Genomic DNA, 26226 nt, shown 5'->3' on the forward strand with positions numbered 1-26226 from the left:
CAGAAATCGCTGTGGCTAGGTTCATCGACGTATCAAGGAGTATTCATCATGACTTGGACTCAGACATATGATCCATTGGGCAATATCGGCTTATCGGCACTAATTGCCGCGATTCCTATTATCTTTTTCTTTTTAGCGCTAACGGTTTTCAGGCTTAAAGGGCATATTGCCGGTTTAGGCACCATTATCTCGACTTTAGCCGTCGCTTTATTCTTTTATAAAATGCCGATAGGAATGGCTTTAATGGCCACTTTTAATGGCATGTGGTATGGGCTATGGCCTATTTCATGGATTATTATCACGGCCGTATTTTTATACAAATTATCGGTAAAATCTGGACAATTTGAGATTATCCGAGATTCAGTCATATCGGTGACTGACGACCAGCGTTTGCAGGTTATTTTAATTGGCTTTTCATTTGGAGCCTTTCTAGAAGGCTCGGCAGGCTTTGGCGCACCAGTGGCTATTACCGCTGGGATTTTGGTTGCTTTAGGTTTGCAGCCATTATATGCCGCAGGCTTATGTTTAATTGCCAATACTGCACCTGTGGCGTTTGGCGCATTGGGCATTCCTATTCTGGTTGCAGGAAAAACAACGGGAATTGACCCGATGCTGATTGGCATGATGGCCGGACGTCAATTGCCACTGCTCTCTATGTTTGTGCCATTTTTCCTCGTCTGGTTAATGGATGGCTACCGCGGCGTACGTCAAACCTGGCCTGCGGTATTGGTTGCCGGCCTGTCCTTTGCCCTTGCACAGTACTACACCTCAAACTATATCGGCCCAGAACTACCTGACATCACTTCAGCCTTGGTCAGCATGCTGGCGCTTTCGGTATTCCTCAAATTTTGGCAACCCAAAGAGGCGTTTACTTTTGGCATTGATCGCTGCCAGCCCAGAAAAAAATCACCCCCAACCCATTACAGCCTCAGCCAAATCCTGAAAGCATGGTCGCCCTTTATTGTCTTAACCATCATTGTCATTATCTGGAGCCTGCCGCAATTTAAAGCGCTGTTTGCCAAAGGCGGCGCTCTATACAGCTTGGTATTCAGTTTTCATGTGCCGGGGCTGGATAACCTAGTAATTAAAACCACCCCGATTGTCACTAGTGATACGCCCTATGCTGCCGAGTATAAATTTGATCTGATTTCAGCCACAGGATCAGGCATTTTACTCGCAGCATTAATCACGATGGCCTTACTGCGTATCCGTATTAGCGATGGTATCAGCGTCTTTGCAGAAACCTTGCAAGAGCTGCTCCGTCCGATATTTTCTATTGCCTGCGTGCTGGGCTTTGCTTATCTAGCCAATTATTCTGGTCTATCCTCCACCCTTGCGTTGGCATTGGCTTCCACTGGAAAGTTCTTCCCATTTTTTTCACCAGTACTGGGCTGGTTAGGCGTATTTTTAACCGGATCGGACACCTCTAGCAACGCATTGTTTTCCAGTCTGCAATCCATTACCGCCCAACAAATTGGGGTGAGCGAAGTCTTGCTAGTCGCTGCCAATACCACCGGTGGCGTAACTGGAAAAATGATCTCCCCTCAATCCATCGCCGTAGCGTGCGCCGCAGTCGGGTTGGTTGGTCGCGAGTCAGATTTATTTCGCTTTACCATTAAATGGAGTTTTATGTTTTTGCTACTACTCTGCATCATGACCTATATCCAAGCCTATTACCTGACCGGCATGATTCCAGGATGAGTCTTTAATTAAAAAAGAGAAAACCAGAGATGGTTTTCTCTTTTAAGGCGCTATGCTCCGGATAAACTTAATTAAATAAAGAAACGCTGATTGTTTTGTTAATCCCGTACAAAAACCCAGTATTTGGACTACCCCCAATACTGGGAACAAGCCTAATCAGCGCATTACCAAAAATCCCCAACAAGACAACAGCGCGCTTTAGCCAATGCCTTACCATCTCTTTCCAGTTATGCACCACACCTCCACCTATTCATTTACTTAGGGACCAAAATTATCTGTTCAGGGATTAAGTCATATCACCTTTATCGTTAAAGACATTGAGCGCATGAATAATAACTGGGGTCAGAGTAAAGTTAAATCTGCTTTCTCCGGCGCTGAGGGTATGAACCATAGTAGGATTTAAGTTTGCTCTAACCCCAGTTACTCATTGGCATAAAAAACACAACGCATTTCTAAAAAACAGAATTCTCGACTAAACAATTAAACGTCCACTTAACCCTTTAATTTCTTCAGCCTTGCACCCCATGCGTGAGGGGCTTAAATCTATCCACTAAGCCCCACTGAAGGTCATCACCACAAGTCGCAACAGATGATCCCCCTGCCCCGCAAAAATACCGCAGAAGAAATAACTCAAGAAGACCTGCCCCATCACTCCATATTGCATTTGCTTGCAAAATATCCAATTCAAATGAAATTCACGCGAAATCTTGTATAAAACGTAAGGATTTACCACATTGTCTTCCGATTAATCTTATGTAAAATGTAAGTTTCAACCCATTTACTTTCCATCCTTTCATAAGTAAGACAGTCTGTCAGCGCTTAAATTGAATATAGCCATCACTTTACTATCAAGAGAACATTGTCGCTGGCTTGAAATCCAAATCGGGTAGCTGCCGCTTTGTTCGACCATACCATGTTGAAATTAAAAATGATCACGACTAAACCACTCTCGTTCTACGACCCTGCCTTCTATCAAAATCCTTATGCCAGCTTTCAACGGCTCATGGAGAAGGGCGAAATCCACTACGTCAAGTTCCCCAGCGGAGTATGCGGCTGGCTAGTCACCGGTTACGATGCGGCGATGAAAACGCTCACGCACCCAAACATAGGTAAAAACCACAAACTGGGCAATGCTCATTGGCGCTCACTCGCGTCAATCATGCCAGAGCCGCAGCACACCACCCTACAGTCGCACCTGTTACATCAGGATCCGCCCAGACACACAGCTCTGCGCGCTTTAATCATGGAGGCGTTCTCCGCTTCGCGGATTGATCGATTTCGTGAGCGAATCGCGCTGATAGCACAGCGCTTGCTTGAGCCGCTCCAAAGAGCTGGGGAATGTGACTTGATCGCCGATTTTGCATCGCAACTGCCCTTGCTGGTATTGAGCGAAGTAATCGGGCTTTCTGACAAGCACCGCATACAATTCAAACCTGTCTGGTGTAAGGTAGTGCAGCCTGTTGGCCCTAACGACGTCGGGCGAGCAGCGTACATTGGATTATTAACTGAGTTGCAATCCTATATTGACACCGTCATTGTTGAGTCACGTGGCGGTGATTCCGATCGACTGATCGTTCAACTTATCGCCGCCTATGACGGGAAAAAGATAAGCCGTGACGAGCTCACTTCGGTGTTATTTCAATTACTGGTTGCTGGTCAGGAGCCGATGACCAATCAAATCGGCAATGCCATGCTGGCATTGCTGCAGCATCCCGAGCAACTCAAACAAATACGGGAGGATTCAACACGTATTGACCGAGCAATGACCGAGTTGCTTCGGTACGATGGCGCGTTTGCATTAAGCACATGGCGATTTTTTACCGAAACAACTCAATGGTTGGGCGCAACTGTTTTTGCGGGCGACTCGGTGATCGTCGGGCTCAACGCGGCCAATCACGATTCGGCGCAGTTCGGTTGTCCTCACAAGCTTGATTTTGCGCGTGAACCAAACAAGCCACTTTCATTTGGCTATGACCATCACTACTGCCCTGCCTCTGCATTAGCACGGTTGGAGCTCGAAGTCAGCATTCAAGCAATTTTAGAATACCTGCCCAACATCCAACTGGCCTGCACCGACAGAGAATTGCGCTGGATTAATGCGGTGTTGGCACGTGGACTGTTGGCACTGCCGGTGAGATATACTCTTGGAGCATCAAGATCATGATACCTCCACTCAAACACGACTCCGTTGCCAACACAACCAAAGCCATTCTGAATATCTTGCTACGGCACCGACGCGAACTTTATCCCAATGCGCGGCATCAATATTTACCGCAACAGGAACAGATACGCAGGTTGGTACAAACCGGCGAGACAATACAACTGACATTGCCGGCATTTCCCTGCAAATCACCCAATTCCGACAAGGTGCTGGGTGATTTGCCAGATATGGCCGAACGCATGTCATTGCGGTTCTTAAAACAACTGTGCGATGAAATTGAAAAGGTTTATGTGGCTGGCGCTCGTGTGTTGATCTGTTCAGATGGTCATGTTTTTGGTGATCTGATCCAAGTGAATGATTCCACGATTAATGGCTACACCGCTGGATTGATCGATATGATCAATACAGAGCAGATTTCATGCATCGACATATTCCAGTTAGGTCATGTATACCATCAAGTTGATTTTGATACGCAGCGCGCATTGCTTGTCGAAGAATGGGCGCGACCGCTTCCTGTTCTGCGCGAGGAAGTAACATCTAACGAGTACCAAAACAAACTGTACCGCGGCATAACGCGATTCCTACTGGAGGATGCGTGTTTATCAGTCGGCATGAGCAAATCTGCCTTACAACGCCTTAGCAAGACACGAGCACTGGCCGTCATGCAGCGCTCGGAAGCGTGGGGCAATTTAATTGCGCATCATCACCCATGCACCGTGCGACTTTCAATTCATCCGCAACCGCCGGGTTCGGCCAAATTAGGCATCATGCTGCTCAACGCCACCGATACTTGGGTAACCCCATGGCACGCAGTGCTTGTAGATAGTGGCAATAGTACTTTGTTGATGAAGCATCGCGAAGCGAAACAGATTGGCAATCTGGTCCGAGAGAATGGACGGCCCAGTCACTACGTCATTCCAAATGAGTATCGATGTTGATGCTTTAAAAATAACTGGGGCCAGAAAAAACCTACAGAGTCAGTCTTAAAAAAACCTACAAGGTCAGGTCTTACATTTGACATGAAGCAATCAATTAACCAATCAATTAATAACTGGCACCTTCGGAGTAACAAAATTGACCACAGTCCATATGGCAATTCGCATGAGGCATAGTGCACCAAATGCCGCATAACCCGTCAGTGGAGAGGGGCTGCGCAAAAGCGCGCATGCCTGAACAACCGAAATACATCCTAGGCTCTAGTGATTCGGAACGTGAGCGGTTAATCAGACAGAGTGCAGCGCACGAACCCGAGGCGGTCTGGCTGCTGGACCAAATCGGAGTGCAACCGGGCTGGCGCGCGGTCGACGTTGGATGCGGACCGCTTGGAATCCTCAACCTCCTCTCTGATCGGGTGGGTCCGAGTGGAGCGGTCGTAGGTTTGGACAACGAGCCGCGCATGCTGGAGATGGGGCGACATTCTGTTGCCGAACTCGGTCTGCAGAATGTGCAGCTAATGCTAGGGGAAGCGGCCTCAAGCGGTCTTCCGAGGTCATACTTCGATTTTGCCCACGCTCGCCTTGTGCTTATCAACGTGCCGAACCCCGAAGAGGTGCTCCGCGAGACGGCGGCACTCGTTCGTCCGGGGGGCGTGGTCGCTATTCAGGATGTCGATTGGATCTCCTGGACGTGCGAGCCACCTCATCCGAAATGGGATCGGCTGATTTCGATACTGACAGCGGTTCGACGCGCACGTGGGCTCGACGTTTTCATCGGCCGCCGCGTACCGGGTATGCTCCACAAATTGGGACTCGTCGATGTGCAGATGAAGGCGTTCGCACCAATATGGAGGTCCGGCGACCTGCATCAGAACCTCCCCATCGTCTTTGCTGGCATCCACAAGGAGCAGATTATCGAGGACAGGCTGTGCACGGAAGACGAGCTCACCGACTTGATGCACGTCTTAAGCGATCACCTGAGCCATCGCGATACTTTCGTTGTCTACAGCCTCTTGTTCCAAACCTGGGGCTTCAAGCCTGTGCACAATGAGCAATCCGCGTTATAGCGCTTAACATAGAACCTAAAGTGTCATGGCTTACATTTGACGAGAAGCTATCAATTCAATCTGATTTACAAACTACTGTACATTTTATCTGACGTAAAATGTAAGGCCTGACCCCGTTGCTCCCTCTGAATTCAGCATAGGCACGAAGGCTTACTTGGGGCTACTCAGGCGATGCCCCAATGAAGTCGCATAGGCTGCCGCGCGTACTGGTAGTGTTGGATCGGCGCTTGGCAGCATGCCCGCAGGTAAGACAGTAGGAATGAAGGTAGTCGTATCACAAGCTTGGGCTGTTTGCGCTTTGATGCGAATGTTCCCCACCAATACTTCTTTGCGTGTTGTAGGCCAGACTTCTGTTGGATCAATTAAGTTGTCTTCCTTTTGGGCAAGCATTGCATACAACTGGAACTCGACGGGTCCATTTTCCAGTCGGCTGGTCAATTCATCTGCCAAGAACGCCTTGCTGCGTGCTGCGGCTTCTTCATCACTCAAGCCCTGTTGATTAGCCACAGGCTCTGCGCGCCAGCGAATTGCTGTTTTCTTGTGTGCGCTGTTTTCCAGGTAGAAAGTACTTACTGCCCAATAGGGTATGGTTGCGTAACTGGCCGGAACTGGCTGGCTGGCAACATACTTGGCTTGCAACAATGTATGCGGATTTGCTGCATTAAATGCATCCAACTTTTCTTTGATGGGCTTGCCTGTAGCTGGATCTGGTTTGCGAACCGCCAAGAATTCTACAAACTCGCTGGGCGTGCGGGCAAAAAACATCGGTGATGAAATCATCAGGAGATCATGCCGCTCACCACCCGCAATGTCGAACCTAAGCGTTAGGCCGCGCAAATTACGGGCATTATCTGGCGCATTTGGGTTGCCACCACCAATTGAAAAACGGCCTATCATAGGGGTAATGGTATTAGCTTGCAGATGCTTGGCTGAAGACAATTTAGCACCAGCGCCACTAGAAATAAACTCGCCACTGATACAGAATCCCTTGGCATGTGAGGCACGCATATGGGCATGGCGGCCAAACACACCATTCAATGCGTCAACCAAGGCTGCGGGGCTGGGTTCGTCGGCAAGTGCAGCGCCTATACACAGGCTAGTGAGCGTACCAAGGGCTATCGTTGATTTGAATTTCATTATGACTTTCCTTATATGTTATTGATGAAGTGAATTGGTTCTGCCGCATTAACTGCATGGGGACAAGCTTAGTCTAAGTCGACCTGTCACCCTATTTCAAAATTTGTTGAATTTTTCCTGCCGAGGTGCAAAGCTGGTCGACAAACAGTAGTGGGTTAGGCTTCATCCTGAAGCCTCTGCACTTAGCAGATTGTGTGTATTGCTTAATGCCAGCGAGCTCACGTTACACCGAGTGAAATGCTGTGAGTATTGGCTGCGTGATTCGCTGAATTGCATTAATAATGCTATTCAAATACTTGATTTTCCGCACCACGATAGGCACTTCCTTATCCACAGAGCCTGATGGTCAGCCTGAGCTAGTTCGGCAGAGCCATTTATAGTTTCTAACATTGCGGCTATTTGTCATTTATTTGGACCTATGGTTGTAATGTTTGTATATGGCATGATCTAAGCCAAAAATTAATGCTGCAAAAAGGCAACTTAACAGAATGGCGATGAGTGACTCCCTCGCTAAGATACCCCCGCCTGTGGCGAGTGCAGGTGGATGGCGTATTGATGAAGATTGAATAATGAGTAAGAAAATACATCCGATTATCCAGGTGCAGGTCTGTTCGTAAAAATGAGTCAATTTCATTTGAGTGATGAAAAAGAGCAGCAAGGCCTCCCCGATGGCGGATAACAAATGAGCCAATAATTTACCGTTGAAGCTGCGGTAAAAGGATACTTGATGGCTTGTTGACATTAATACCGTAATGGCCAGGGGGAATCCCCCTGCTGGGCTATGCCAGTACGCAGCAGCCGGTAGAGCGGCTGCACAAAATATCGCTACGCGTGTGATATCTTTATGCATCACCAAATACATCAGTGAAAAAGGGTTCGTATCGGATCCACTTTGGGCTCACACCTGCGAAAATTAGCCACTGATGTTGTCCTTTCATGAGTGTGAGTGGGCTGCATAAACAATAATTGGCGACAACAAAAAGCGTATTCAGTGGCCCTAAGTCCATCCATCCATCCGACTCAAATTTGATGCGCTTGAACGACTAATTGTTTAACAACCACTATGATGTTTTCCCATGCTTGCCCCGTTTTCCAAGTGCTGTGATAGACGCAGCTTTTGCGAGCTATTAAATCTGCTGCAATTAGCTAGTAAGCCTCATTCCATGCGGCTAGAGCCTCTTTGTTTACTCCTTCACCCAGCACTTCACCAATTGAGGCGATCGAGTGACAATCAACGGTCGTGTCCTGGCCTAATGTAATACCAAGGCTGGCGTACTTATGTGCAATTCGGCTAAGGTTAGGCTTGGCGATTTCAGATCGATTTAGATTTGCTGTATAGCCATATACGGTATCCGCCATTGAAGACTATGAGTTTCGTGTTTTTACAATTAGGAATAAGTATTAATATTCATTAAAAGTACATATTTTTGGTAAAAGCCCAATCAACCTGCGTTATAGTTTCCCAGAGCATGGTGGGCGGCTAAGCGAACTACATAGCCTAATTTAAAAAAAGCAGCTGAAATCAGCACGGTTAAATGGGCGCAGGTTTGCTCGCTGATGCTGAAATATGCATCGTAAAAATAAGCAATTGCAATCGCCGCCAGCATGCAAAAAATAGCGAGCGATATTATCGCGCGGCCTAGATTGAGCGCAGTTTGCGGCTTGATATTTGAAATAAATTGCCAATTTTGCGTGCGCTCTACGCCTTGCCATGCGGTGATTGCATTCATTTTGCTCACTTCATATTGATGATTGAAAGCGGATCGCACCGTATCAAATGGCAGAAATCCAATTCGTTGCAGGTCTTCGTTCGTCGTCACGGTTCTTCTCCTCACGGTTGTGCTTCCCAATGCGCTTGTAAAACGGTAAATAATTCACGCTCTTCAAAGCGAACATGTGCTTTCAGTAGCAAACCAAATTGTTTGAGTGCATTTGAGTTGGTCTCATCTCCACTCAGGCTAAGCAATTGCTGATGTTCTATTTTCAGCCGGTTTGTAAGTGCAAATTCGCCATAACTTAATAACTGAGGAATTAAGGTTTCTTCCTCTTCCTTAAAATGCGCACTCAGTTCAATTCTTGCAGTTTTAACCTGCTGACTAAGACTTTCAGAGATGGTATGCACTGGGGCAGAAGCTAGGCTGTTCGCCAGCTTTAGCGAGGCATAATGCTCGCGAGAAAGCTTGATTAGTTTCTCATCACGTCGCATCTTGATCTCCTTAAGTCTCAGTTGTTAAATGTGACTATAAAATACATATTTAAAATAGTCAAAATATATTCATCTTTTAGTTATGGTATTTATATCTTTGTCATGAGTTGAGGTACTGACACACATTACTCAACATGCTGATTATGTGCTGATGGTTTTGATTTACTTGGTGGCGAACCAGCATCGCTTAGCAACGATCCATGAAAGATCGACGAGATTTGACGTTTCACGCAGCCATATGATGAAGGTTGTGAATCAATTAATCCGTCATGGCTATGTTGAGGGGCTGCGTGGCAAGGGGGACGGATTACCTTTGGAAGGTTCGCTAAATGAGATTGGTGTTGATAATGTTGTTCGTCATATGGAGCATGATCTGTCTTTGGTTGAAACCTATAGGGTCAGGTCTTGCATTTGACATGAATGTAATTAATTTATCAGCCTTGCAAACCACTATAAATTATATCTTGTGCAAAATATAAGGCCTAGCCCCATATTTCTCCTTCCTAAATTTCATTCGGTCATCGAATATATCGTAATAGAAATATCAACTCCTAACGATTGCATACGCGCAAGAGTGTGAATAGATATGGGATTAATAACGTAACGCGGACTAACCCCGCTACTGTATCCAATATCTAATGTTTTTTTAGAGCATGCTCGCCACAGTGATTGCAGTGCTACCGGAAGCTGCTCAATGCAATTAAGTAAACAATTGATACTTTCTTCAGGCGTTTTAAAATTACCATACTGATCAAACGCTTCAAAAGTAGCTTGATAACCAATGCCATCAATATAGCCAACATGCAAACGAGTAATAGTCGCAGTGTCAGGAGATTCACTTTCAGGAGAGATAACTTCCGCGAGTGAAGTCAAATCGACTGGAGCCGTGAGCACCAAATCTGTATTTATATATCGTACAGTTTTTTCGTAATCTATTTCCATAGCTTCATTCCCTGAATAAGTAGTACATTTCCAACTTTCAAACTTAAGCCTAAGAAATTAAGTATTACATTTGACATAATTATTATAAATTTAGCCTGCTTTGCAAACAGTAATCCTCCCTAAAAATCATCATAATATTACGCAATCCTTCTGATGGTAAATCTTGTGCACCTTGCAATAAACGACAAGGAATCCGCAAATAGTGCAAGCTTTCATAGGGGCATTTTTTGCTGTTTAGGGGCATATTCAGCGTGACTTTGCCTGCGGCACTGGCGATTTTTCCTTGGCTGTTTTGTAGCTTTTGCACGCATTGCAAAGTGCCTTGGCGATTATCCAGTTGGTTGGGTGTTTTAACCGTCAGATCCGCCGCCTGAATATGGCCCGCTTGGTTATCTATTTTTTGCGCATTTAATGTAAGCGCCTAAGGAGTTGAGTACCACGCTTAGATACGAAAGCGTCGTCAAACCCGCGATGGCCATCACCCAACTCAGCATTATTAATAGCAAAAATACCCTGCACGAGAAACAGCAACTATTCAACGTGCCTATGCGTAAAATAAGGGCTCTAACACTTGTGGGGAGCTTTGTTTAACTTAAATCTGCGCCTAGCCCACTTTATCAATGACTGAGCTAGCAACGCTTAATTTCCATCGCCAAGCTAGGGTCTGTTGACGTTTCATTTACAATAGTGCTGAGCCGAGAAACGGCCAGGCACAAGGCATGTAACAAAGGCAATAACGGGTTATTGTCGAGGAGCATCACGCATTTCCGGCCCCGCCCCTCGCGGTTTAGCCCCTTTGGGGGCGGAACTAAAGTTAAAAATCGCTCATGGTACTTGTACCATGTTGCAATTTTCTCCTTGATCAGCCCCCCCCAAAAAAGTGCCAAACGCAGCCGTGTATAAAACGTCAACAGATCCTAGCAGCCTGTCGGACTTCGCATCAGTCAGCTGCAAAATCACCTGATCGGCCTATATTTCACCAGATTTTTGACCAATAACTCGTTATTGGCGCTGCAAATCCGGCAAAATCCGGTCTCGACCATGCGATTTTTCGCTTCGACCGTCTAAGTTGCTAGCAATACGCTTTCAAAGCTTTGGAAAACCCTCCTGATACTCGGGGCATTGGAGGTAATGGCCGCTTACCTTTTATTCAAGCTTTGCGAGCACGTTTTATTGCCCAACTGGCCTACGAGTCAAAACAAGGCGGGCAGTTAGCCTTGTACTCTTTTATATTTTTCACAAGAAACCATATGGCCCACACTTCTTACACTGGCTGGCCCGCTCTAAAGCCTGCACTCTACCTTTTTATCATTCTCGCTCTGCTCATGCTGTGGTACGGCCCGATTGCTCAGCAGGCGCATTATCATGATTTTGCGGATCAACGTGCGGGCTTAGGCATCGCGAATCTACGCGATGTATTATCCAACCTCGGTTTTGCACTGATCGGGGCATGGGGCTTACAGCGCAGCGGCTCACAGCAGGGCATCGCCAAAGCAGGCTGGATGTTTGGATTTTTCAGCCTGCTGCTCACTGCGGTAGGCTCGGTTTGGTATCATCTTGCGCCTGATGATGTGCGGCTGATTTGGGATCGGATCCCCATTGCCCTTGCTTGCGCGGGATTTTTATCGGCACTGGCTAGCCAGCTGCATGGCAGGCTCAACAGCACATGGTTTATTGTTCCCTTAGCCTGCTGGGCCGTTTTGTCTGTGGGCTATTGGGCCGTCACACAAGATTTGCGCCCCTATTTATTACTACAGGCTTTACCGCTGATTTTATTGCCGCTATGGCAGTGGCAGCTTTGCGGCAGGCAGCGCCCTTTTTGGCTGATGCTGGCGGCTAGCCTTTGCTATATTTTGGCCAAAACTGCCGAATTACAGGATCTAATGCTTTTTAATACCCTGCAGCAGTATTTATCCGGCCATACTTTAAAACATCTTTTAGCCAGCCTTGCCTGCCTATTTATTTTATTTGCGAGCCCCCATGAAACTGCCTGACTTGTTATTTCGCCGTTTTGCCAGCCTGCTGCTATTGCTCACGCTGACCAGCCCTGCTCAGGCGGTAAGTAGCCTGCAAGAATTCCAGACCAGCATTGCTGAGCTGATCAGCATCCGCACCGAAGCTTACCGCTTTGCCGAGCAGCATCAGATCATCGGCAATAGCGCCACCCCCAAATTAAACCGCCAGCAAAGCGAGCAATTACGCGGCATTATTCAGCAGTATTTTGCTGTACGCGCCCGCCTACTACCCGAAGTAGAGCATATCGCCCCCTGCTTTGCCCTGAGCGCCCCCATCCGCCTAAACATACAAAAGCCCAGCACAACCGGCTTGCCGGAGCTGTGCACCACTGCAAAAAGCCGAATGTGGGCGCCATCGCTAAACCCATATGACGAGGTAGGTAAAAAAACACTGCTCGATCTTGAACGCGGGCTAGCCGCGGCGCTCGTGCTGATGGATAGCTACCAAATTGCCATTGCGCCCTACGCGCAGAACGCAGAACTTCGCTACCTACTTAATTACGATGTAAAAAACACCATACAACTGGATGAATTGATCCGCCAGTACCGCTCAGGCGAGGTACACGCTCAGCTACTCCTCGCCAGTAATCTGGTCGATCAATACTTTAAAATGCGGAGTGAAAGCAGCCAAACACCTGATGCTAATGAGCAATATTTATATGCCCTGAGCCAAAGTACGGTTTGGTATGTGAATCAGCGAAAAAGCACCAGAGGTAATCCACTAGAAATCACACAATTCATTCTTGAAGACTTTAATCAGCAGAGAAAAGTAGCACAGAACATCCTTAGCTTTGGTCTAAGCTTTGGCTTTGGCCAAATGGTGGGCCTAGTGCAAACGCGTAATGGCAAGTTAAATCGCCCTGATCCCAGCACACTAATCCAGCTAGAAAGCGAAATGCGCCCACTGGATATCTTGCTGGAAAAAACACCGTTTCGCCTCACCGATAAAATGATTCCCGGCCACTACGGCCATATGGCGCTGTGGCTAGGCTCTGAAGCCGAGCTAAAAGAAATGGGGGCATGGGATGACATCCCAGCTCAGTGGCAAGAGCAAGTACGTAAAGGGAAACGCATCGTAGAAGCGCTGCGCTCTGGCGTCACCCTGAGTACGCTCGATCACTTTATGAATATTGATGATCTGCTCGTGCTGCGCGATCAACGCATATTAAGTAAAGATTACCAGCGCAATGCCGCAATCACCGCAGTGCAGCAGCTGGGCAAAGAATACGATTTTAATTTTGACGTAATGACGCACGAGCGCATCGTTTGTTCTGAGCTGGCCTACGTGGTCTTTCCAGATCTTGATTGGCCGCTGGCCCAAACACTGGGCCGCTACACCATTAGCCCAGATAATGTAGCCCAACTGGCTATGGGCGAGATGCCCATCTTTAGCCCCATTATCATGTACCGCGATGGCAAGCGCGAAGAGGATCAGTTACAAGAAAAATTACTTGCGCTGATCTCAAGAGTAAAACACAGCAACGAGATCATCAACGATGCTCGCCCTTCAACCCAGTAGCCATAGTCAAACAAAAAGAAAACGTGCTTTTTACCAAAGGCTTCCGTGAATTTAACGTGCTGGTTCAAGCAAACCCAAAGGCCATTAAAGTATGAGCGAAAAGGGATTCTTGGCTCGCTTATCCACGGCAGTTTTTCTTATTTGGCAAAATTCTAATATTGTAAGTACCTCTACTCTTCAGCAAAAAAACGCCAACCCTAGGGTTGGCGTTTTAAATATGAAATTGCTTAAAGCAGATTCTGCTCACCCACGCCAATATTCATATCTAATAAACGGCTTTCTGCAACGTCCCCCGCTTTAGCGGATAAAGGCGATAGACGTTTGGCTTCTAATTCATCCAAATATTTTGGCGTAATATCGCCAGTAATATATTTGCCATCAAAACAGGATGTTTCAAATGAAGTAATCTTGCCTGCACTGGCCTTGCTACACGCATCAATTAAAGCATCTAATTCTTGATAGATAATCGCATCCACGCCAATTTCATCAGCGATTTGCTGATCAGTACGGCCCGTTGCAATCAGCTCTGCACGCGTAGGCATATCAATACCATAAACATGCGGATACATCACTGGCGGCGCAGCGGAGGCTAAATAAACTTTAGTTGCCCCGCAATCCCTCACCATTTGTACAATTTGGCGGCTGGTTGTACCACGCACAATTGAATCATCCACCAGTAATACATTCTTGCCTCGAAACTCAACCGCAATTGGGTTAAGCTTTTGGCGCACTGATTTTTTACGGCTAGCTTGGCCTGGCATAATAAAAGTGCGGCCAATATAGCGGTTTTTCATAAAGCCTTCGCGATATGGCAAACCTAATTTATTGGCTAATTGCAAGGCTGAATCACGGCTGGTATCCGGAATAGGAATAACTACGTCGATATCAAGTTTTGGAATCACAGCGGCGACTTTATCGGCTAGATTCTCACCCATATTTAATCGCGCTTCGTGCACCGAAATACCATCGATAACGGTATCTGGGCGGGCGAAATAAACATGTTCAAAGATGCAAGGCACAAGCACAGGATTGGCATGGCATTGCTTGCTATGGAATTCGCCTTCAAAAGTCACATATACCGCTTCGCCTGGCGCAATGTCACGCTCAAATTTAAAGCCCAATACATCATGTGCCACAGATTCTGAGGCAACAATATATTCAAGGCCTTCTGGTGTTTCGTGCGTGCCTAAGCACAGCGGGCGAATACCATAAGGATCACGGAAAGCCACCAAGCCAAAGCCAGCAATCATTGCCACAACTGCATAAGCGCCTTTTACCCGCTCGTGCACAGCGGTGATCGCATCAAATACAGTGCCTGCATCCAGGTGAGGCCCTGTGACACGGCGTGACAGCTCATGCGCAAACACATTGAGCAGCGCTTCAGAATCGGAGTTGGTGTTGATATGGCGCAGATCAGTGCGGTACATATCTTCTTTCAACTGTTTATCGTTGGTCAGGTTGCCGTTATGCGCCAGCACAATACCAAATGGGCTATTTACATAAAAAGGCTGCGATTCTGCAAGGCTAGAGGCAGAGCCTGCCGTTGGATAGCGCACATGGCCAATCCCAGCGTTCCCCATCAAAGAGCGCATATTGCGAGTGCGGAATACATCACTCACTAAGCCCTGCCCTTTGTGCATATGGAGCGTGAGCCCCTCCGCAGTAACGATTCCTGCAGCATCTTGACCACGATGCTGCAAAACCAGCAAACCATCGTATAACAACTGATTAACGGGTGTCTTGGCGACGATACCTACAATGCCACACATCGGAGTGCCCCTTTAGTTCTTTAATCTAACAAATGCACGCATAGCAGCCAAAATGGCCATCACGGCAGTATCTTTAAACAGAGTGGTGGTAAGCACCGACCCAAAATCAATCGTAATGAATGCGCGCAGACAGCGCTTCTGGCAGCCAAACCTTGGCCATCACGGCTGCTTCTTCAAATAAGGGGCTAAACATGGCATTTCGCCAAATCATTTGCTTAGGTAGGCTGGTAAAGCCAGCAGCTAAAACCAGGGTTAAGCATAATAAAAAGCCACGTAATAGGCCAAAACCGGCACCAAACAAGCGATCCATCGGTTTTAAGCCGGTAGCTTGCAAAAATTGATTGAACGTCACTCGCAACATGGCGGAAGCCACCCAAGTCACAAAGAAGATCAAGATAAACCCCGCCAAATAACGCAGCTCATCATTGGGTAAACTTTGCGGCATCCATACAGCGACCACGCTGGCGTAATGACTCGCCAGCCAAAATGCCAGCACCCAAGCCGCCAAAGCCAGCACTTCTTGCACCAAGCCCCGCATCACTGACAGCAGCATGGATAAGCCCATAATGCCTAATACTGTGTAATCAAAACCTGTCATCGTTCAACCTATTTGCTAGATAGGTGCCCGCTTAAGCCAAGCACTCCCATTTTTTTAAGATAGCTTTGTGCTTTCGCCTCGTCTTTGACTGGCCCGACTCTAACCCGCATTAATGCACCTTTTTCTGTTGTTACCTTTTCAGAATAGGCAGGTATGCCTTCAGCTTTAAGCTTACTGACGACTTGTGCTGCTTTATCGCCATCGGCATAAGCGCCAATTTGAATAAAGTAACGTTTATCACGTAGGGTTTTTTCAGCAGGGGCCGCTGACTTACTAGGCATGGCATCCAGCCCATCTAATATTTTTTGGGGATCAGCCACGGCAATAGGCGTTGGTTTAGGCGTTGGGACGGGTGTTATCACTATTTTTTTTTGATGACTCACCAACTTACCAGGCAAAACAGACTGAGTGCTACTAGACACCCGATACTGAGGGGCCGGTGTTGGCGTTGATTCTTGAAGCGGGGGGTCTAGCTCGGGCTGCGGTGTTAAAATAACGGGCACCTCTGCAGTGTCCACTAAAGCCACTTCAGGCGCAGCCTTTACAACAGGCTGCAGCAGAGCGGGAGAGCTAGAGATGATTTCTATGCTGTTACTACCAGCGATATTGCGTGGTGGAGTGCTATCAAGTGCCGTCCACAACACAATCAGGGCAAAAACCACTAAGGTAATAGCGCCCACCAAGCGGCGACGGGCACGTTTTTTAAGCTGTAGCAAATCTTCGCTGGTGTTTCGGTTAAGCATATTCAGCGCTCATGCGTCGCCATAACTTCAGCAACTGTGTAAAAGGATCCAAAGGCGAGAATTCTATCACTTTCTGTAGCCAGCTTACAGGCCGCCGTGAAAGCAAGTTCGATATTCTCATAAATATTTATCTGTGCACGAGGAGTAAGGCTACTGACAATCTTTGCCAATTGCTCAGGACTCGCCGCACGCGGCAATTGTGGTGCCGCTAAATGCCATACATCGATACGATCTGCCAACAAGGCCACTACACCTGCAATATCCTTATCGGCCATCATCCCCATCACCGCATGCGTGACTGGATAAAAACCCATACTATCTAAATTAGCCCGTAAGACTTTAGCCGCGTGCGGATTATGCCCTACATCGAGCACCACCGCAGGCCGGCCAGGTAATACTTGGAAACGAGCGGCCAACTCAACTTCAAGCAAGCCGCGCTTTATATCACCGATACCGATCGGCAGTACATCTTTTACGGCATCAAGTAGGGCCAACACAACCGCAGCATTACCTAATTGATATTGCCCACGCAGCGCGGGAAATGGCAGCGCATGGCGGCGCACACCGTTTTTATTCCACCACGTCCATTGCTGCCCTTCTGCCTGCTTTTCAAAACCAAAATCTTGCCCGATAAGCTGCAAGTTTGCGCCAATACGCCGTGCTTCATTCATCAAACTCAGCGGCGGCTCAGGATCAGCACAAATTGCAATTTTATTGGCTCGATAAATACCTGCTTTTTCAAAGCCAATCGCCTCGCGCGTGTCGCCTAAGTAGGATTGATGGTCTAAGCCAACGTTCACAACCGCCGAAGCAAGGGGCTCAAAAACATTGACCGCATCTAAGCGCCCGCCCAAACCCACTTCTAATACCGCCACGTCCACGCCTGCAGCCATAAATTGCTGCACTGCGGCGAGCGTGCCAAACTCAAAGTAGGTCAGGGATATTTCACCACGTGCCGCTTCAATCGCTTGAAAACTAGCCACAATATCGGCGTCACTTGCAGGCTGCAAATTAATAGCCACCCGCTCATGGTAATGCAATAAATGCGGCGAGGTGTAAGTGCCGACTTTGTATCCAGCCGCGTGTAAAATGCTCGATAACATTGTGCACACCGAGCCTTTACCGTTGGTTCCCCCCACCAATAACACAGGGAAATTAGGCTTTAAGCCCATCGCATCACGCACGCTGGCAACGCGCGTTAGCCCCATATCAATCGCACTGGGGTGAAGCTGTTCTAAATAGGAAAGCCACGCATCAAGAGAGAGGGAATCAAACGGAGTAGGCATCAGTTAAGGGCAGGCTGTTTAGAAAGGAGTGTCATTAATTGGGCTAATTTCTGGCGCATTTCACGACGGTCAACCACCATATCTAAAGCGCCTTTTTCCAGCAAGAATTCTGCGCGTTGAAAGCCCTCTGGCAGGGTTTCACGAACGGTTTGCTCGATCACACGCTGGCCGGCAAAACCAATCAACGCGCCAGGCTCTGCCATCACAACGTCACCTAAAAAGGCAAAGGAGGCTGAAACACCACCCATTGTTGGGTCGGTTAGAATAGAAATAAAAGGCAGTTTTTTATCGGCCAGCTTGGTTAAAATTGCGCTGGTTTTGGTCATCTGCATCAGCGAATTCAAGCCTTCTTGCATCCGTGCGCCACCTGAAGCCGACACACAAATAAAAGGGATATTGTTTTCGATAGCCACCCGCACGCCACGAACAAAGCGCTCGCCAACCACCGAGCCCATCGAACCACCAATAAACTTAAACTCAAATGCAGCCATCACAACCGGCACATTTAAAATAGCGCCCTGCATTACAACCAGTGCATCGTCTTCGCCCGTTGCTTCTTGTGCCGCACTCAGCCTATCGCTATATTTTTTGCTATCTTTAAATTTCAGCACGTCCAGCGGCTTGACTTCAGCTCCAATTTCAAACCGGCCTTCTTGATCGAGCAAGATATCCAAACGGCGGCGTGCGGCTACCGCATTGTGGTAATCACACTTTGGGCATACTTCTAAGTTGTTTTCTAAATCAGTACGGTATAAAACCGCGCTGCAAGCAGGGCATTTATGCCATAAGCCCTCAGGCACACCTGACTTGGTCACCGTAGTGCGAATCTTAATCTTCGGCGGAAGCAGTTTTTGCAGCCAGCTCATTGTTATTTCTCCATCAGCAGCACTTTAATAAACTAGCAAATGAGGCCTTGTAGATATACGGAGAACAGCATGCTGTTCTCCGTATTCTGCGCTGGCCATCAACACTTGTTTAAGCGCGTGCGGTGTCCATCGCGGCACGAATGCCGGTAAGAAAGTCTGTTAATCGATCAGCTAGGCCTTCTTCGCCCGCCTCAGCTTCTTTTACTAAACGTGAGCCAATCACAACCGCATCGGCCACACCAGCCACGGCTTTTGCCGTTGCTGCATCACTAATCCCAAAACCCACGCCTACGGGAATATTGAGATATTCTTTGATAACACTGAGTTTTTCAGTGACATCTTTAATATCAAGATTGGCCGAACCTGTTACACCCTTCAGCGAAACATAGTACACGTAACCTGCCGCCATCTCTGCAACCGCTTTAATTCGGGATGCATGCGTGGTGGGGGCCAGCAAAAAGATGGGGTCGATGCCGTGTGATTTAAGGATGTCGACGCGCTCCTTGGCTTCTTCAGGTGGCAAATCAACGGTTAATACCCCGTCTACGCCTGCCAATACCGCCGCCTTAGAGAATGCTTCATAGCCCATCGCTTCCATCGGATTAGCGTAGCCCATCAATACCACCGGTGTTTCTGTATTGGTCTGGCGAAACTCAGCGACCATGCCCAGCACTTGACGCAGGGAAACGCCATGCAAAAGCGCCCGCTCTGATGCTCGCTGAATCACAGGGCCATCGGCCATCGGGTCAGAAAACGGCACGCCCAGCTCTAAAATATCAGCGCCACCCGCCACCAGCGCATGCATTACACCAACCGTAATACGTGGATGCGGATCTCCTGCAGTCACAAAAGGGATCAAGGCCTGGCGATTCTGGCCTTGCAAACGCGCAAACGTTGCTTGAATTCGGGACATAGGTCTATCCAGGGGTGTTATTAAAGTTCGATACCAGTAAGGCGGGCCAATGTTGGGATATCTTTATCACCACGACCCGACAAATTCACCAAAATCACTTGATCTTTTGACATCGTTTTAGCCATCTTGGCCGCATGCGCTAATGCATGACTCGACTCAAGGGCCGGAATGATACCCTCAAAATGACAAAGATCGTGAAAAGCTGCAATCGCTTCATCATCATTAATCGCCACATACTCTGCGCGACCGATGTCTTTTAGGTAGCTATGCTCAGGCCCAACCCCCGGGTAATCCAAGCCCGCAGACACAGAATGGGTATCGCTAATCTGCCCATTTTCATCTTGCATCAAGAAGGTACGATTGCCGTGCAATACGCCTACTTTTGCGTTGGTAGTAAGGGGAGCCGCGTGACGGCCGGTTTCAATACCATCCCCGCCCGCCTCTACACCAATCAAACGTACAGATAAATCATCGACGTAGGGATAGAAAATTCCAATTGCATTAGAGCCACCGCCCACACAGGCCACCACGGCATCTGGCTGGCGACCTATCATTTCTGGCATTTGCACCTTGCATTCATCGCCAATCACCCGTTGGAAATCACGCACCAACTGCGGATAAGGATGAGGGCCAGCACAAGTGCCGATGATGTAATAGGTTGAATCGACATTAGTCACCCAATCACGCATCGCTTCATTCATGGCGTCTTTCAGCGTTTTGGTACCAGATTCTACGGCAACAACTTTAGCGCCCAAGAGCTTCATACGATAGACATTGGGGGCTTGGCGCTTCACGTCTTCAGCACCCATATACACGATGCATTCCAAACCATACCGCGCCGCAACCGTAGCGGATGCCACGCCGTGCTGGCCCGCTCCCGTTTCGGCAATCACCCGTTTTTTACCCATGCGGCGAGCAAGCAGCGCTTGGCCGATGGTGTTGTTTACTTTGTGTGCGCCGGTATGGTTTAAGTCTTCGCGTTTTAGATAAATTTGCGCGCCGCCGAGTATTTCAGACCAACGCTTGGCGTGGTAAATCGGGCTAGGGCGGCCAACATAGTGCTTGAGCTCGCTATGGTATTCAGCAACAAACTCAGGATCTTGCAGGGCTTTTTCGTACTCAATACGTAGCTCATCAAGTGCGGGAATCAAAGTTTCGGCAACAAAAATACCGCCAAACTGGCCAAAATGACCGTGGGAATCGGGCTGCTGATAGGATTGCTGGCCGTGTGTTGTCTCAGTCATGCGCATTTCTCTCTGCTTGATTAATAAACGCAGCAATTTTTGCTACATCTTTTACACCCTTGCTACTTTCTACACCGCTCGATACATCCACGGCCCAAGGTTTGACCTTGCAAATCGCTTCAAAAACATTTTCTGAATGTAAGCCACCTGACAAAATCAGGGGCAAAGGTAGCTTTTCTGGGATCAAATCCCAATCAAAAGCCTCGCCTGTACCACCTGGCACGCCATCTACAAAGGCATCAACCAATATCCCTTTACAGAGTGGCCCTACAAAGCGCTGCGCATATTCTAACAAATTTAGATCAGGCTTTACCCTTAGTGCTTTCAAATAAGGGCGGCCAAATTTCTGGCAATATTCCGGCGACTCATCACCATGAAATTGCAATAGATCCAAAGGCACGCGATCCAGTACGCCACGCACAAAGGCCGCCTCAGCATTCACAAACAAACCCACGCTACTGACAAAGGCAGGCAAGGCCGCAACAATCTGCTCAGCCATGGCGGTTTCCACATAGCGTGGGCTAGGCGGATAAAACACCAAGCCAATAGCATCTGCGCCTAAATCGGCGGAGCGTCTTGCCATTTCTGGGTCACGCAGACCGCAAATTTTAATCCGTGTTTTCATCCATCTGCCCGTTAAATTAAACCATGGCGTGATTCTGGCTCGCTTGCCAAATCGAATTCAGGTGGATAGCTTACACCAGCGAGGTATAGTCCGTCTGGCATAAAGGTTGGTGGCGCGGCTGTTCTATCTTTTGCAAGGATTAATTCGGCCATCCACTCGGGCTTATCGTTGCCCTTGCCGATATGCAATAAGGCTCCAATCATATTACGTACCATATGGTGCAAGAAAGCATCGGCAGAGAAATCACAAATAATAAGATGACCTTCTTTTTGTATATTCGCCCGCGTCATGGTTTTGATCGGAGATTTAGCTTGGCACTCCGCGGCCCTAAAGCTTGTAAAATCATGCTGCCCAAGCAAATACGCTATCCCAGCCTGCATCGCTTCAAAATCTAAATCATTAAAAGTCCAGCCCATACGCCCTGACCAAAGTGCGGGGCGCACCGGATGATTGAGCAATAAATAGCGATAATGCCGAGCAAACGCCGAGAACCGCGCATGAAACCCATCCGAAACAGGCTTGGCCCATAATACGGCTACCGAATCAGGCAGAAAGCTATTCACCCCCCTCACCCACGCGGTGAGCGGGCGATTCACCTGCGTTTCAAAGTGAACAATCTGCCTCGCACCATGTACGCCGGTATCCGTACGGCCAGCGGCATGCACGCGGATGGGCTCACCCGCCATTTGGCTGAGCGCCAGCTCTAAAGCCGCCTGTACGGTCGGCAAATCTTTTTGGACTTGCCAGCCATAAAAGGCTCGGCCATCGTATTCCACTGCGAGCGCGTATTTCATTAACATCGTCATCTACAAAGAAGCCATCTACAAAAAAATATCTAATGAAGCATTAGCAAAGTGCTCAATGCCGCTGCACACAAGAACACAAGCAACAGCCAATCAAAAAAAGACAGCGACTCTACCAGAATCGAGACTTCCTGCAACTCACAAGGCTGCTCCGCAAGCGCCAATCGCTGCACAAATGTGCTCCACGTTAGTGGCTCTGCTTGGGATAAAAACTCGACCGAGAAACGCATTGTTAAGCTCAAGCGCAAAGCCCAGCGTTGCCGATTCAACCCCAAATATGCAAGTGGTCGCAATAAAACATACAGCCCAGAAAAAATCTGCGTCGAGCTTAACCTCCACAGCAGTAATTGCAAGGCCGCTAGTGCACCGATTAAACGCACGGCTTGCAGCCCACCCAAAGCCAAGCCCTCTATCGTGGGTGAGTAGCGGCTTGGCCAAAGATACTGCCCTGGCGTAGCCCAGCCATACACCAGCGCAATCGCCAACAATAAATAGCGGCAGCGTTTTAAAGTTAAGCGGCAGCGCTTAGCACAATAACTTAGGGCAAGTAAAACACATAGCGCAGAAAAGACAATGAGTGGGGTACCCTGCAAGAATTGCAAGATACACGCCACCCAAAGCCAAACTACAATTTGATTTGCAGAATGTATTCTAATCAAAGATTACCTAACAAAGCTTGCGCCTGCTTCTGCTGATCAGGGTTGCCTTCACCAAGAGCCTCTTGTAAGATTTCCCTTGCACCTTCGACATCCCCCATATCCACATACGCTTTTGCCAGATCAATTTTAGTTTGCACAGGATCATCCCCTGCAAAATCTAAACTTGATTCTGTTGTCGAAAACGCAGAATCCGACTCAAAGTTAAGTCCTAAATCACCCAAATCAATGGATCCTTCCATTGGCAAGCTGGATGTAGTGATTTCAAGAGGCGTATCAAGAGAGAAATCAAAATCCAAACCTAAACCATCATCCGGGCTAACGGCTTCCAAGACCTCATCGGCCCCGCCGTTAGGCGGCACGGGTTGATTTGGTGCATCATTCAAATCTAAATCAGGCAAAGTAGCCGTGATATCGGTAGCAGCTTCTGGCATGGCATCAAGATCAAAATTCAAACCAAATGAATCATCCGCAATAGGCTCTAGGGAAGCGACCGTTTCAGCCGATGCTTTTGCTACTGATGAAGTAAAATCAACGGGCAAGTTCAAATCAAGCATTTCATTGTCGCTAGGCGCGTCGACAAGTTTTGCCGCATCTCCTGCCACCAAGAAGTCATCCATGCCAAAATCAAGACTGGCTAAATCATCGATGGCGGTTTTTTTTTTATCTACTGACGCAGTCATATCAAGCGTATTTGAATCAAAATCAAGCGACAAATCTAGATCTGTGAGGCTAGCTTGATGATCAACGTTTGGTGCAGCGGCCTCTACACTCATCATTTCATCAAAATCACTGACGCTACTTGCTGACGAGGATACTGGCAGCTCATCAAGCGGCAAGTCAAACTCATCAGCAGGCATAGACATATTTTCAAACACGCTAGCGGCCGTAGTTGAGGCAAAGGCCGTATTTACGGGTGCTTGGGTATAAAGCGGATTTTCTGGGTCAATTTCACGACCTTGATACGCCGCCTGCTCCCAATGCGCGCCTTTACCTGACGTCATAGCAAAGAGATCTGCCGCCAATTCTTCAAAAGACGTTTTGTCTTTTTTGGCTGCCAATATTTCCAGTAGCTTCAGGCGAATTTCGTGGCGATTTGGATCTTTAACCAAGGCATCACGTAGGATTTCCTCAGCCTGCTCGTTTCGATCGTAAGCCATATACACTTCAGCTTCAGCAATCGGATCAACCTCATCCGTATCAATGGTGCCTAGACCTTGGCGGCTAAAATCGGTAAGGAATGAGTTTTCTGTTGGCTGGGTGCTAATCACCGCACCGCCAGTATTGCCAAGCAGAGTATTAGATTTTAAATCCCCACCTGTTAATACGCTATCCGCAAACGCGCTACCTTGCCTGCGTCTCCGCGTCCAAGCAAAGCCAGCACCACCCAAAATAATCGCTGCCAAACCACCACCTAACGGCAATAAATTATCCATTAGCGCATCTACGGTGCTAGGTTCAGCAACAGGCATTGGAGCAGGTAAAGAACGACGTACTTTCTTTGCTGGGCTAACGCTCGATGCGACACTGGCCGTATCCGGCATCAGCGCGGGAACATCGCTAGCCACCAACGGCTCCGTTGTGGCAACAGGAATTGGCAGCGGCGTAGCGGCAGGCTCTGGACTAGCTTCAGAAACAACGGTAGGGCTTGGCTTGCTAGCGCTTTGCAACTCTGCCCCTGCTCGGCTTTTTAACGCCAGCAGTTTTTCCATGTCTTGAATGTTTTTTTGCAGCTCGGCCACGCGTTGGTTTGACTCATCCAACCCTTTTTGTCTTGCCGTTACTTCTTCTTCCAAGGCTCGGATACGGCCTTGCGATGTAGCATCGCCCTTCGCTTTGCCAGGCGTTTCGCCTTTAGACAACTTCAAAACATCTTGATTTGCGCTACCAGGCAAGGCTTTTTCTTCAACTTTAGGCGTAATTTTGCCCGCATTGACCGGCTCATTACCTGCTACCGCTTGGCGCTTTTGTACCGCTTCAGCAACTTTGTTGCGATAAGCCTGCCAATCTTTCGATTGCAAGCGTACTTCTTGGGCGGCTTCTTTAGCCGGAGTCGCTTGCAACGCTTCTTTACTTGGCACGTTTAAGATACGGCCACGACGTAAGCGATTCATATTGCCATTAAAAGCGTCTGGATTTTTGCGATACAGGCCCACCAACATTTGCTCTAGCGAAACGCCTTCTGCCTGCGTTTGGCGTGCCACCGAAGACAGCGTATCCCCAGCTTTCACTTTATATTGATCAGCTGATTTCTCATCTGTCGCCGCGGCATCTGGAGACTTAGCTTCTGATTTTCTAGGAGCAGACTTAATAACCCCTGTGCGGCGGGTGCCAGGCAGCACGGATGGCGCGAATGATTCTCTTGATGCTCTTGATGCGTTTCCTGCTATAGCGGATGGCGCATAACTCAACGGATCAATCAACGCGGTGTACTCGCGCCGAATTTTTCCGTTCGCCCAATTTAAATCAATCACTAAATCTAAAAACGGTTCAGAAATAGATTGAGTTGAGGACACCAATACAAACTGCTGCCCATTAGCGCGTTTATCAATCACAAGCCGCAAACCCATCGTAGACGAGGGATATGGGATTTGCGCTTGCGCAAAAGCCTCCGGCGCTGCCAGACGAATAACTAAGCCCTCTGCCTCCCCAGGCTGCACTGAAACTAAATCAATTTCAGCTCGAAAAGGCTGGCCTAGCCCAGACAATACATTTAGCCTACCTAATCCAACAGCACCCGCAGACAAGGGTACAGCTAACATAAGAGCAAGGACACAAGCCTTGAGTTTCGGTTTGATCGGCACAATTCCCCCAACACTTCACTTTGTTTTTTAACCAAGGATGAAACCTCGGCGCTTATTGCTTTCTTGATGAACATAACATTTGCGCCAAGCGTGACGCAAGCCGCTCACTTAATTTATATACAGCATACGTGTTAAAACTTGATTTTCAAATAAGGCAAAATAATACGTATAGCTCTGTTTCCTACCACCAGAAATAAGAAATCAGCGCTCCATCAATCTAAAAACACTGCAGTACA

Annotated in this window: 25 protein-coding genes and 1 pseudogene; 7 read left to right on the forward strand and 19 right to left on the reverse strand. The window is 48.0% G+C overall.

Features of this window, described 5'->3' with window-relative positions; translation table 11 throughout:
* The first annotated feature begins 45 nt into the window (after positions 1-45).
* The 4 genes from C1H71_RS18640 (at position 46) to C1H71_RS18655 (ending at position 5864) form a co-directional block, all read left to right on the forward strand.
* Positions 46-1701, forward strand: coding sequence for a lactate permease LctP family transporter (locus tag C1H71_RS18640; protein ID WP_130107907.1), 1656 nt, complete (start codon positions 46-48; stop codon positions 1699-1701).
* A gap of 913 nt (positions 1702-2614) precedes the next feature.
* Entirely contained in the window at positions 2615-3865 is a 1251-nt protein-coding gene (locus tag C1H71_RS18645; RefSeq protein ID WP_223145927.1) for a cytochrome P450 family protein, read from the forward strand.
* Positions 3862-4800, forward strand: coding sequence for an isocyanide synthase family protein (locus tag C1H71_RS18650; protein WP_130107908.1), 939 nt, complete (start codon positions 3862-3864; stop codon positions 4798-4800). Before C1H71_RS18645 ends, C1H71_RS18650 begins: the two co-directional genes overlap by 4 nt.
* Before the next feature lie 227 nt (positions 4801-5027).
* Entirely contained in the window at positions 5028-5864 is an 837-nt protein-coding gene (locus C1H71_RS18655; RefSeq protein WP_188053419.1) for a methyltransferase domain-containing protein, read from the forward strand.
* A gap of 150 nt (positions 5865-6014) precedes the next feature.
* On the opposite strand, the gene C1H71_RS18660 is transcribed toward C1H71_RS18655, so the two are convergent.
* The 5 genes from C1H71_RS18660 to C1H71_RS18680 all read right to left on the reverse strand — a co-directional run bounded on the left by C1H71_RS18660 (position 6015) and on the right by C1H71_RS18680 (position 9207).
* Positions 6015-7001, reverse strand: a complete 987-nt coding sequence (locus C1H71_RS18660) for a catalase family peroxidase (protein WP_130107910.1) — start codon at positions 6999-7001, stop codon at positions 6015-6017.
* A gap of 406 nt (positions 7002-7407) precedes the next feature.
* Positions 7408-7851: a hypothetical protein gene (locus tag C1H71_RS18665; RefSeq protein WP_130107911.1), complete on the reverse strand. Its 444-nt coding sequence runs from the start codon at positions 7849-7851 to the stop codon at positions 7408-7410.
* Between the two features lie 296 nt (positions 7852-8147).
* Positions 8148-8360 (reverse strand): hypothetical protein, encoded by a 213-nt coding sequence (locus C1H71_RS18670; protein ID WP_130107912.1) that lies wholly within the window; start codon positions 8358-8360, stop codon positions 8148-8150.
* 83 nt (positions 8361-8443) lie between these two features.
* Complete coding sequence (locus tag C1H71_RS21140; RefSeq protein WP_223145928.1) at positions 8444-8821, reverse strand: hypothetical protein; 378 nt, start codon at positions 8819-8821, stop codon at positions 8444-8446.
* A gap of 11 nt (positions 8822-8832) precedes the next feature.
* Positions 8833-9207, reverse strand: coding sequence for a hemerythrin domain-containing protein (locus C1H71_RS18680; RefSeq protein ID WP_130107913.1), 375 nt, complete (start codon positions 9205-9207; stop codon positions 8833-8835).
* 124 nt (positions 9208-9331) lie between these two features.
* Between C1H71_RS18680 and C1H71_RS22060 the strand changes: the two genes are divergently transcribed.
* Complete coding sequence (locus C1H71_RS22060; RefSeq protein ID WP_374704463.1) at positions 9332-9622, forward strand: Rrf2 family transcriptional regulator; 291 nt, start codon at positions 9332-9334, stop codon at positions 9620-9622.
* A 95-nt stretch (positions 9623-9717) separates the two neighbouring features.
* Here C1H71_RS22060 and C1H71_RS18690 read toward each other — a convergent pair whose 3' ends face one another.
* From C1H71_RS18690 to C1H71_RS22065, 3 genes and pseudogenes are all read right to left on the reverse strand, one after another.
* A complete protein-coding gene (locus C1H71_RS18690; protein ID WP_188053421.1) occupies positions 9718-10149 on the reverse strand; it encodes a hypothetical protein in 432 nt (143 codons plus the stop codon).
* 82 nt (positions 10150-10231) lie between these two features.
* Entirely contained in the window at positions 10232-10456 is a 225-nt protein-coding gene (locus C1H71_RS18695) for a hypothetical protein (RefSeq protein ID WP_262488329.1), read from the reverse strand.
* Positions 10457-10483: 27 nt separating this feature from the next.
* Positions 10484-10558, reverse strand: a pseudogene (locus C1H71_RS22065) (hypothetical protein); the annotation flags it as partial.
* Positions 10559-11399: 841 nt separating this feature from the next.
* Here C1H71_RS22065 and C1H71_RS18700 point away from each other — a divergent pair.
* Together C1H71_RS18700 and C1H71_RS18705 are read left to right on the forward strand one after the other, a co-directional pair.
* A complete protein-coding gene (locus tag C1H71_RS18700; RefSeq protein ID WP_130107915.1) occupies positions 11400-12143 on the forward strand; it encodes a hypothetical protein in 744 nt (247 codons plus the stop codon).
* A complete protein-coding gene (locus C1H71_RS18705) occupies positions 12130-13683 on the forward strand; it encodes a YiiX/YebB-like N1pC/P60 family cysteine hydrolase (RefSeq protein ID WP_130107916.1) in 1554 nt (517 codons plus the stop codon). Before C1H71_RS18700 ends, C1H71_RS18705 begins: the two co-directional genes overlap by 14 nt.
* Positions 13684-13910: 227 nt before the next feature.
* Here C1H71_RS18705 and purF read toward each other — a convergent pair whose 3' ends face one another.
* From purF to C1H71_RS18760, 11 genes are all read right to left on the reverse strand, one after another.
* Positions 13911-15452 carry an amidophosphoribosyltransferase gene (gene purF / locus C1H71_RS18710; protein WP_130107917.1) on the reverse strand — a complete coding sequence of 514 codons (1542 nt, stop codon included), beginning with the start codon at positions 15450-15452 and terminating at the stop codon, positions 13911-13913.
* 106 nt (positions 15453-15558) lie between these two features.
* Positions 15559-16050 carry a CvpA family protein gene (locus C1H71_RS18715; protein ID WP_130107918.1) on the reverse strand — a complete coding sequence of 164 codons (492 nt, stop codon included), beginning with the start codon at positions 16048-16050 and terminating at the stop codon, positions 15559-15561.
* Between the two features lie 8 nt (positions 16051-16058).
* The gene (locus tag C1H71_RS18720; protein ID WP_130107919.1) at positions 16059-16793 is read right to left on the reverse strand and encodes an SPOR domain-containing protein; all 735 of its coding nucleotides are present in this window, start codon (positions 16791-16793) and stop codon (positions 16059-16061) included.
* 2 nt (positions 16794-16795) lie between these two features.
* A complete protein-coding gene (gene folC / locus C1H71_RS18725) occupies positions 16796-18079 on the reverse strand; it encodes a bifunctional tetrahydrofolate synthase/dihydrofolate synthase (protein ID WP_130107920.1) in 1284 nt (427 codons plus the stop codon).
* A complete protein-coding gene (gene accD, locus C1H71_RS18730; protein ID WP_130107921.1) occupies positions 18079-18945 on the reverse strand; it encodes an acetyl-CoA carboxylase, carboxyltransferase subunit beta in 867 nt (288 codons plus the stop codon). Before accD ends, folC begins: the two co-directional genes overlap by 1 nt.
* Positions 18946-19054: 109 nt before the next feature.
* Positions 19055-19858: a tryptophan synthase subunit alpha gene (gene trpA / locus C1H71_RS18735; protein ID WP_130107922.1), complete on the reverse strand. Its 804-nt coding sequence runs from the start codon at positions 19856-19858 to the stop codon at positions 19055-19057.
* Between the two features lie 20 nt (positions 19859-19878).
* Positions 19879-21102, reverse strand: a complete 1224-nt coding sequence (gene trpB, locus C1H71_RS18740) for a tryptophan synthase subunit beta (RefSeq protein WP_130107923.1) — start codon at positions 21100-21102, stop codon at positions 19879-19881.
* Positions 21095-21727: a phosphoribosylanthranilate isomerase gene (locus C1H71_RS18745; protein ID WP_130107924.1), complete on the reverse strand. Its 633-nt coding sequence runs from the start codon at positions 21725-21727 to the stop codon at positions 21095-21097. Before C1H71_RS18745 ends, trpB begins: the two co-directional genes overlap by 8 nt.
* Before the next feature lie 11 nt (positions 21728-21738).
* The gene (gene truA / locus C1H71_RS18750; RefSeq protein ID WP_130107925.1) at positions 21739-22521 is read right to left on the reverse strand and encodes a tRNA pseudouridine(38-40) synthase TruA; all 783 of its coding nucleotides are present in this window, start codon (positions 22519-22521) and stop codon (positions 21739-21741) included.
* Between the two features lie 41 nt (positions 22522-22562).
* The gene (locus C1H71_RS18755; protein ID WP_188053423.1) at positions 22563-23132 is read right to left on the reverse strand and encodes a CbiQ family ECF transporter T component; all 570 of its coding nucleotides are present in this window, start codon (positions 23130-23132) and stop codon (positions 22563-22565) included.
* A gap of 53 nt (positions 23133-23185) precedes the next feature.
* Entirely contained in the window at positions 23186-25948 is a 2763-nt protein-coding gene (locus tag C1H71_RS18760) for a FimV/HubP family polar landmark protein (protein WP_130107927.1), read from the reverse strand.
* Positions 25949-26226 lie beyond the last annotated feature (278 nt).

Source organism: Iodobacter fluviatilis (genome assembly GCF_004194535.1).
GTDB lineage: Bacteria > Pseudomonadota > Gammaproteobacteria > Burkholderiales > Chitinibacteraceae > Iodobacter > Iodobacter fluviatilis_A.